6 protein-coding genes are annotated in these 7,800 nt (G+C 54.1%); 2 read left to right on the top strand and 4 right to left on the bottom strand.

Annotated elements, in window-relative coordinates; translation table 11 throughout:
- On the bottom strand, positions 1-588 hold a 588-nt coding region (locus RT340_RS20415), incomplete at its 3' end, for a ParB/Srx family N-terminal domain-containing protein (protein WP_313377593.1).
- 132 nt (positions 589-720) lie between these two features.
- On the opposite strand from RT340_RS20415, the gene RT340_RS20410 reads away from it, so the two are divergent.
- Positions 721-1,353 carry a DapH/DapD/GlmU-related protein gene (locus RT340_RS20410; RefSeq protein ID WP_034827214.1) on the top strand — a complete coding sequence of 211 codons (633 nt, stop codon included), beginning with the start codon at positions 721-723 and terminating at the stop codon, positions 1,351-1,353.
- Between the two features lie 2 nt (positions 1,354-1,355).
- On the opposite strand, the gene RT340_RS20405 is transcribed toward RT340_RS20410, so the two are convergent.
- The 3 genes from RT340_RS20405 to RT340_RS20395 form a co-directional block, all read right to left on the bottom strand.
- Positions 1,356-2,675, bottom strand: a complete 1,320-nt coding sequence (locus RT340_RS20405; protein ID WP_097117172.1) for an MFS transporter — start codon at positions 2,673-2,675, stop codon at positions 1,356-1,358.
- 293 nt (positions 2,676-2,968) lie between these two features.
- Positions 2,969-4,288: an NtaA/DmoA family FMN-dependent monooxygenase gene (locus RT340_RS20400; protein WP_313377592.1), complete on the bottom strand. Its 1,320-nt coding sequence runs from the start codon at positions 4,286-4,288 to the stop codon at positions 2,969-2,971.
- Positions 4,285-5,214: an aliphatic sulfonate ABC transporter substrate-binding protein gene (locus RT340_RS20395; protein ID WP_313377591.1), complete on the bottom strand. Its 930-nt coding sequence runs from the start codon at positions 5,212-5,214 to the stop codon at positions 4,285-4,287. Before RT340_RS20395 ends, RT340_RS20400 begins: the two co-directional genes overlap by 4 nt.
- Before the next feature lie 369 nt (positions 5,215-5,583).
- Between RT340_RS20395 and RT340_RS20390 the strand changes: the two genes are divergently transcribed.
- A partial coding sequence (locus RT340_RS20390; RefSeq protein WP_313377590.1) for a membrane-bound PQQ-dependent dehydrogenase, glucose/quinate/shikimate family occupies positions 5,584-7,800 on the top strand: 2,217 nt, incomplete at its 3' end.

Here is a 7,800-nt window from a genome sequence, read left to right as displayed (position 1 = left end):
CAGCGAACGATATTCATCATCCTGCATGTGTTTACGGCCCAACTCTTTAGGCAGGTCATGCGGGGTGATTTTGCCTTTAGGCGTATCCAGCCAGACCAGATGGGCGGCTTCCATTTGCTGCCAGAACGCATTCATCGTTTTCAGACTGCGGAAATCATTGGTGATGCGCACCTGTACCAGCGTTTTCAAACCCCCAACATCAGCGAAATTACTGAAGGTGTGATGCCCATCAGTGAGATAGAGCGCATTATCCGGGGCGATGACGGCAGTTTTCATCGGTCCTGGCTGCGCACCCACCGGGGCTTTACAGGTGAAGCTGTCAGGATCGGAGATGCGTGATTTGCTGTTGAACTTGTCTACGCCTTTCTGCCCCATGCTTTCACAAAAATCATCGAGCAGCTTTTTGGGATCGGCCTGGTAACGGTGCAGTTTGTAATCCAACTGGCGATAACCAATCGCGGCTTGCGTGGGATGCAATTGTGATAACTGCACCTGCACGATATCACCTGCTTTGATATCAGCGGGCAGTGCTGCTGACGCCTGGCCAGAAGACCACAATAGAGCTAACAGTGACCACGGTGTTCTCATTCCCTTTCCTTAAATGGCCTCAAACGAAGCCGCTACGATAGCATTTCTGTCATCTTGCCGCTTTAGTGTTGTGCTTCGCGCTTGACCTATTACAACTCGTTATCCAGACCTCTGACCACATTGGAGCTTGCTATGGCCCTTGCCGCTGTCCAACCGGCTAAACTGCAACACACCGTCATCGATCCTAGCGTGCGTATGCGCGAAACCCACATTGGTCAGCAATGTGAGATCCTCGCCGAAAGTTATCTTGAATATAGCGAATTGGGCGATTTTTCTTACCTCGGCGAGCACTGTTGTGTCGCTGATGCGCAAATTGGTCGCTTTACCGCGATAGCCAATCAGGTGCGTATTGGTGCGCCAAATCATCCGATGGATCGTGCGTCCCAGCATCGTTTTACCTACTGCCCGGAATATTATGACCCGCAGGCGCAGCGTGACGCAGGCTTCTTTGCCGATCGCCGCGAGGACCGCGTGATCATCGGTAATGATGTGTGGATTGGTCATGGCGTCATTGTGCTGCCGGGCGTGACCGTTGGTGACGGCGCGGTATTGGCGGCTGGCGCGGTTGTGACCAAAGATGTGGCCCCTTACACCATTGTGGGCGGCGTCCCTGCGAAACCCATTCGTGGCCGCTTCACACCAGAAATCGCGGCGCAGTTGCAGGCGATTGCGTGGTGGAACTGGCCGCTGGAGAAGCTGATGACGCATTTGGCGGATTTCCAATCGCCAGACATTGCTGCGTTCTGCCAGCGGCACGCGGTGTAAAATTACATCGCCTGCTGTGCTGCCACTTTGGGTGCATCAGCCTGCAGGCGTTTCTCGGGTTGTAATAGCGTCATCGCCAGCATGCTGCCAAACGCAATGCAGGCGGTAACGGTGAACATGGCGTTATAACCGTAATATTCCGCCAGCCAGCCGCACAGCATCGGGGAGATGATGGAGGCAAGGTTGGCTATCGCCAGCGTCATGCCACTGTAAGCACCTACCGAAGCTTTTGGCGTCACATCAATCACCACCGACCAATACACGTTATTCACCAGCGCATTGAGCGCGTTACCTAGCGTCATCAGAGCGATGATCCCTGCCGCTGAACTGACCCACGGAATCGCCATAAAACAGCAGGCGGTCGCGCACAGCGTGACGGCTGCGAAGACGTTCCTTGCCAGGCGAAGGTTGTTAAAGCGTGCCAGCAAACGATCGGCTATACGCCCGCCAAGCAACACAGTGAAACAGGCACCGCTCCACGGAATCATCGCCACGTACCATAACGAATGTAGATCGTAGTGGAAGTTATCTTGCAGATATTTAGGCAGCCAGGTGACCAGTGTAAAGGTGATATAGAGAAAACTGAAATAGCCAAGTGCGTTGCACACCAGCGTGCGACTGGTAAAGAAACGCCACCACGGCAGTGCACACTCATGTTGGCTTTCAGGCTTTTGTCCATTGATGATCAGCTGACGTTCGGCCGTATTGGCGCGGGGATGCAGCAGCGGTGTGTCGGTAAAGTTGCGTGCAAACAGCAACATCGCCAGCAGCGAGAAAGCGCCGAGCAGGATAAACATCATGCGCCAGTCGTTGGTTAACAGCAGCAAACCCACGGCAATGGGTGCGGTCAGCAGTGAACCTACCTGAGTGCTGAGTAAACCGATGCTCAGCGCAAAACCGCGTTCATTATCCGGGGCCCAGTGGGCAATGGTTTTATTCATCAACGCATAGGCCGGGCCTTCGGAAAAACCAAACAGGATACGCAATGCAGCAAATCCCATAATGGCTGAACCACTAAACAGCGCCATGCCGACTTCACCGGCCCATGCGGTGCCAATTTCCAGCAAGGACCAAAGAATCCCCGCCATCAACCACACTTTTTTGGTGCCCAATCTATCAGCGAGAAAACCGCCACACAGCGAGCCGAACAGGTAGCCAAAACCGAAATAGCCCAATACCGCACCCAGTTGAACTTTGGTGAAGTGAAATTCCTGAGAGATAGCGTTAGCAGCAAACGAGAGTGCGCCGCGATCAACGTAGTTGATCAGCGCGATGAGAAACAGCAGTGAAAAAATAGTGTAGCGAGTAGAGGATGCTTGCATAGCGCGACTCCTGAAATAGAACACAGGATTCATTAAGCAAAGCTGATGCCAGAATGGTAAGGCTGCTAACAATTAGCGCGGATATACAAGGTAAGGCCTTTCTGTAGCAAGGGCGACCATCAGGACGCCCGTTGTATGTCTGTCTGCACCAGCATGATCACATAAGCGTTCTTTTATAGTGCGAAGGGTATAAATGACCTCTGAGCGACATCCAGTCATCTGTTAACTACTCATGATCGCAAGCAATCTCAAAACACCCACATTTTGCGATTACTTGCGATGATCAAAATCCATCAATGAAAGCGATTAGCTGGTTTCACGAGGCCTAAACGTTCGCGCAGCTTGCCCGCTGCATAATCCTGATGAAACACGCCCGCATCCTGCAAACGTGGTACCACCTGGCTGAGGAAGAGATCTTCATTTTCATCAATGTAGGTGGGGAGAATCACAAACCCATCGCAGGCTTGATGTTGATACCAGTCAATCATCTGTTGCGCGATTTGATCCGCCGTGCCAGTCGGTGAAGGGAACGACAAGCTCTCCGCATAGCGTTTGGCCATCTCCCCCAGAGTGAGTTTCTGCTCTATGGCGTTAGCAATCACATACTGAAAACGTCCTTTACTGCCGGTAATTTGCTCGCGCAAGTCGGGCACCGGTCCATCCACCGGATACTGTGATAGATCGATGTTCATGCTGGCAGAAACAAAACTGAGCCCGGATTCCACGGTGATCAGTGATTTGAGGTGTTCAGCGCGGTCGCGTGCATCCTGCTCGCTGTGGCCGACAATCGGCACTAATCCCGGCATGATTCGCAGCTGATCTGGCTGTCGCTGATAGTGCTGCGCACGCTCCTTGATCGTTTGGTAGAACTGCTGTGCGCGTTCCCGGTTAGGTTGCACGACAAACAGCACCTCCGCGTGTTGGGCCGCCAGGTCAATAAATGCCTCAGAAACACCAGTCTGTATCACTACCGGATGCCCTTGCGGTGGACGGGGCAGGTTCAACGGTCCTTGTACCTCGAATGACTCGCCCTGATGGTCGAAGCGGTGGAAACGTGCCGGATCGGCAAAGCGTGCGCTGCTTTTTTCCACCACCAACGCATCCTCTTCGAAGCTGTCCCAGAGCGCTTTCATCACGTCGATGAACTCTGCCGCGCGGCGATAGCGATCCTCATGGCTGAAGTGTTGGCTGCGGCCAAAATTACGTGCTTCGGCATGGGTTAATGAAGTCACCACATTCCACGCGGCGCGCCCACCGCTGATGTGATCGATGTTGGCCAGCTGTCGCGCGGTGGTATAGGGCTCGGAATAGGAGGATGAGACGGTGCCGCCTAAGCCAATACGATCGGTGACCGCCGCCAGCGCGGCCAGCAAGGTGAGCGGCTCAGACCAGCCCACCTGGCGATGCTGCACGGTATGCGCCAGATGTCCGCCATACACATCATCAATCGCCAGCTTATCCGCAACAAAGATCATATCGAGTTTTGCCGCTTCAGCGCGTTGGGCAATTTTGCGGTACAGCGGCCAGTTGCGGCCACCGGTCGTGGCGGCTTGCGGATGACGCCAGCCACCCTGATGAATGCCTGAGTCGAGGTACAGCGCCAGGTTCATCATGGTTTAGTGGCTCCTGCTTTGGCAAAGAATGACGCATCGACCAGGCTGCTCGCCTGCAAGCCGGGTTTAATTAACCCGCTGCGTGCGAAAGTGTCTATGGCTGCCTGCTGGCGCTGCGCCACCAGCGTGTAGTCTTCCACCGGGGCGTTGTTTTCACGCTGAACTTTACTCAAGGCGACGGCATCTGGCAGACGCAGTAAAGACGCGATGCCATTGGCATACTCTTGCGGATGAGCCACGCCCCAGGCGCGAGCGCGAATCAGACGCTGTCGGAAATCAGCCAGCTCTGCACGTTTATTGCTGATAGCGCTATCGGTCGCCACCAGATAGTTGGAGACCGGTGCCTCCTTGCCGTCAATGGCGATGCGATCACCTGACTGAGCCACCGCAAAAGAGACATACGGTTCCCATGTCGCCACCGCATCCACGGCACCGTTATCCAATGCCAATGTCGCCTCAGCAGGCGTGGTGAAAACAAAGTTAACGCTGTCATCAGGCAAACCGGCCTGGTGCAGCGCTTTGAGCACCATGTTCTGACCCGATGAACCTTTCACCGTGGCCACCTTTTTGCCTTTGAGGTCGGCAATGGTATGGACGGCGCTATCCTTTTTAACAAGCAGCCCGTTACCCAAATATTGTGAGGCCTGAATAGCGCGGATTTTAGCCCCAGCCGCCACGGCAAAAGCCAGCGGACCATCACCGACTAATCCGGCATCCAGATGCTGAGAATTGAGTGATTCCAGCAGCGGCGCGGCGTTAGGGAATTCGTACCATTTGATTTCATAAGGCACATTGGTGAGTTCACCGGCTGCTGACATCACGGCGCGGGCGTTCCCCTTTTGGTCGCCGACCACGAGTTCGGTATTGGCGGCATAAGTGGTGAAGGTGGCGGCCAACAATGCGCTGGCGATAAACGTGAGTTTCATGATGTTTCCCTGAGAAAAAAGAAAACAGCGTAAGTTTTCCGCTACAGCAGGCGTAGTAACAAATCCGCGCAACGATATGCAATGAGCGCAAAATCCACGAAGGGTGAAAGATTTCGCAACTCACGTTATCAAAAAATGCGATTTATCCTCACTAATGATTAATTATCACAACGAAAAATAAAACGTGATTTCAGTCACAGATTGAAGGCTGCCTGATTTGTCAGTCATTAGCCCGGCTACATTCATAAGCGGAGCTAACGACACACTCAGCAACGGGTTTTTACTGTTCGATAACGTAAGTTAAAATTCTGTTGAGTTTATGTAGATTTATTTTGGGTGGTAATTGATGAAAAACGTTGAGGGATTGGCATGGTTAACAAATTAACCAGTATCGTGCTGGCGATTCTGGCATTAGCGTTGCTCTATATGGGTGGTAAGTTGCTGATGCTGGGCGGCAGCGCGTTCTATGCATTGATGGCGGTGGGCTTACTGATCACCGCCATTTTACTGTTCAGAAACCAGCGTAGTGCACTGGCGCTGTATGCGGTTTTGATGTGGATTACCCTGGCCTGGATTATCTGGGAAGTGGGCTTTGATAAATGGCAGTGGATCCCACGCGGCGACCTGTTTGGCGTGATTGGCCTGTGGCTGGCGATGCCGTGGGTGGTGAAACCGCTGTATCAAGGCGAACGCCGCTTCCACACCTTCCTGGGTGGCACGGTGATCGTGATGATTGTGGTGGTGATCGGTCTGTGCTTCTACGATCCGTTACCGCAGGCGGGCACGATTAGCAATGCGCGTGAACAAGCTAGCGAGCAGGGCGCCGCTAACGACTGGACCGCGTACGGCGGCACCACTGATGGCCAGCGTTTCTCTTCACTGAATCAAATCACCAAAGAAAACGTGCAAAACCTCGAAGTGGCCTGGACTTACCACACTGGTGACCTGCGTCAGGATGCGGATGCCAGCGAATACACCTTCGAAGCGACGCCGGTGAAAGCCAACGGCATGCTGTATTTCTGTACGCCGCATAACGAAGTGCACGCACTTGATCCCGAAACCGGTGCAGTGAAGTGGAAGTACACGCCGAATAAAGATCGTTCTTACCTGCAGCAGCACCAGACCTGCCGTGGCGTGAGCTATTACGAGCAAAGCCCGGTTGCTGCGCAGGATTCTGCTGCAGCGCCGGCCATCTGCCGTAAGCGTATCTTCAACGCCACCACCGATGCACAGCTGATTGCACTGGATGCCGATACCGGCAAACCTTGTGCTGATTTCGGCACCAATGGTGTGGTGGATCTGCATGCCAACATGGGTGAAGTACGTCCACATGCGTTGATGCAAACCGCCGCACCGCTGGTGGCCGGCAAGCTGGTGATTGTCGGTGGTTCCGTGATGGACAACGGCTTCAACAGTGGTAACCCGTCAGGTGTGATTCGTGCTTATGACGCTGAAACCGGTCGTCTGGTGTGGAACTTTGATCCATCGAACCCAGAAAATACGGCGCCGATCGCTGCGGGACAAAACTACCCGCAAGATACGCCAGTCGCCTGGGGTACGCTGAGCGCTGACCTGAAAAATGGTCTGGTTTACGTGCCGTTTGGTAACGCGTCACCGGATGAAGTGGGTATCGAACGTGATGCCAACAGCAACACCGAGAAGTTCCGCGATGCGTTAGTGGCGCTGGATCTGCAAACCGGTGCGTTCAAATGGCGTTATCAGAGTTCGAACCACGATCTGTGGGACCGCGATAACCCATCACAGCCGTCATTGCTGGATATCGATTATCAAGGCCAGAAACAGCCTGTGGTGATCCTGCCAACTAAAACCGGCAACCTGTTTGTCTTGAATCGCCTGACCGGTCAGCCCGTGTATCCGGTTAATCAGGTGAAGGTTTCCACTGAAGGCGGTGTGCCGGGTGAGAAGTTTGCCGCGACACAGCCGGTATCAAGCCTGAACTTTATTCCAGACCCGCTGACTGAGAAATCAATGTGGGGCATCACGCCGTTTGACCAGATGTCATGCCGCATGGACTTCCGTTCGCTGCGTTATGATGGCAACCCATGGACGCCAGCTACTGAAGCCGGTTCGCTGATCTTCCCGGGTAACATTGGCGTGTTCAACTGGGGTTCTGTGGCGGTTGATCCGCAGCGTCAGATGCTGATTGCCGCGCCTGTGCGCCTGGCTTACAAATACAACCTGATCAGGCGTACGCCGCAGACCGAAACGCAGCGTCTGTTCACCAAAGATGGTCAGCCATACTGGAATGAAAACTTCCAGGGTGACTACGCGATTCACATTCAGCAGCTGGCCTCTGGCCTCGGCATTCCGTGTATCGCACCGCCGTGGGGTCGTATGGTGGGCGTAGACCTGAAAACCGGGAAAACCGAGTGGTTGCGCCGTGTGGGTGTCACCAAAAACCTGAAAACCAGCTTCCTGCCGGGCCGCTTCCCAATCGGCTTCCCGATGGGCATGGTGGCACACGGTGGTCCATTGCTGACAGCGGGTGACCTGGTGTTCCATGGCGCAACCGCGGATAACTTCTTCCGCGCTTACGACAGCACCACCGGCGAATTGCTGTGGCAA

It is taken from the genome of Pantoea sp. CTOTU50773, assembly GCF_032082325.1.
Lineage (GTDB): Bacteria > Pseudomonadota > Gammaproteobacteria > Enterobacterales > Enterobacteriaceae > Pantoea > Pantoea communis.
Note: the sequence above shows the minus strand (reverse complement) of the source record. Positions and strands in the feature narration are given on the sequence as shown.

Bases quoted from the DNA above. Each gene is read 5' to 3' on its own strand.
- RT340_RS20395 (WP_313377591.1), bottom strand. From the start codon at position 5,214: ATGAAACTCACGTTTATCGCCAGCGCATTGTTGGCCGCCACCTTCACC.
- RT340_RS20410 (WP_034827214.1), top strand. From the start codon at position 721: ATGGCCCTTGCCGCTGTCCAACCGGCTAAACTGCAACACACCGTCATC.
- RT340_RS20400 (WP_313377592.1), bottom strand. From the start codon at position 4,288: ATGATGAACCTGGCGCTGTACCTCGACTCAGGCATTCATCAGGGTGGC.
- RT340_RS20405 (WP_097117172.1), bottom strand. From the start codon at position 2,675: ATGCAAGCATCCTCTACTCGCTACACTATTTTTTCACTGCTGTTTCTC.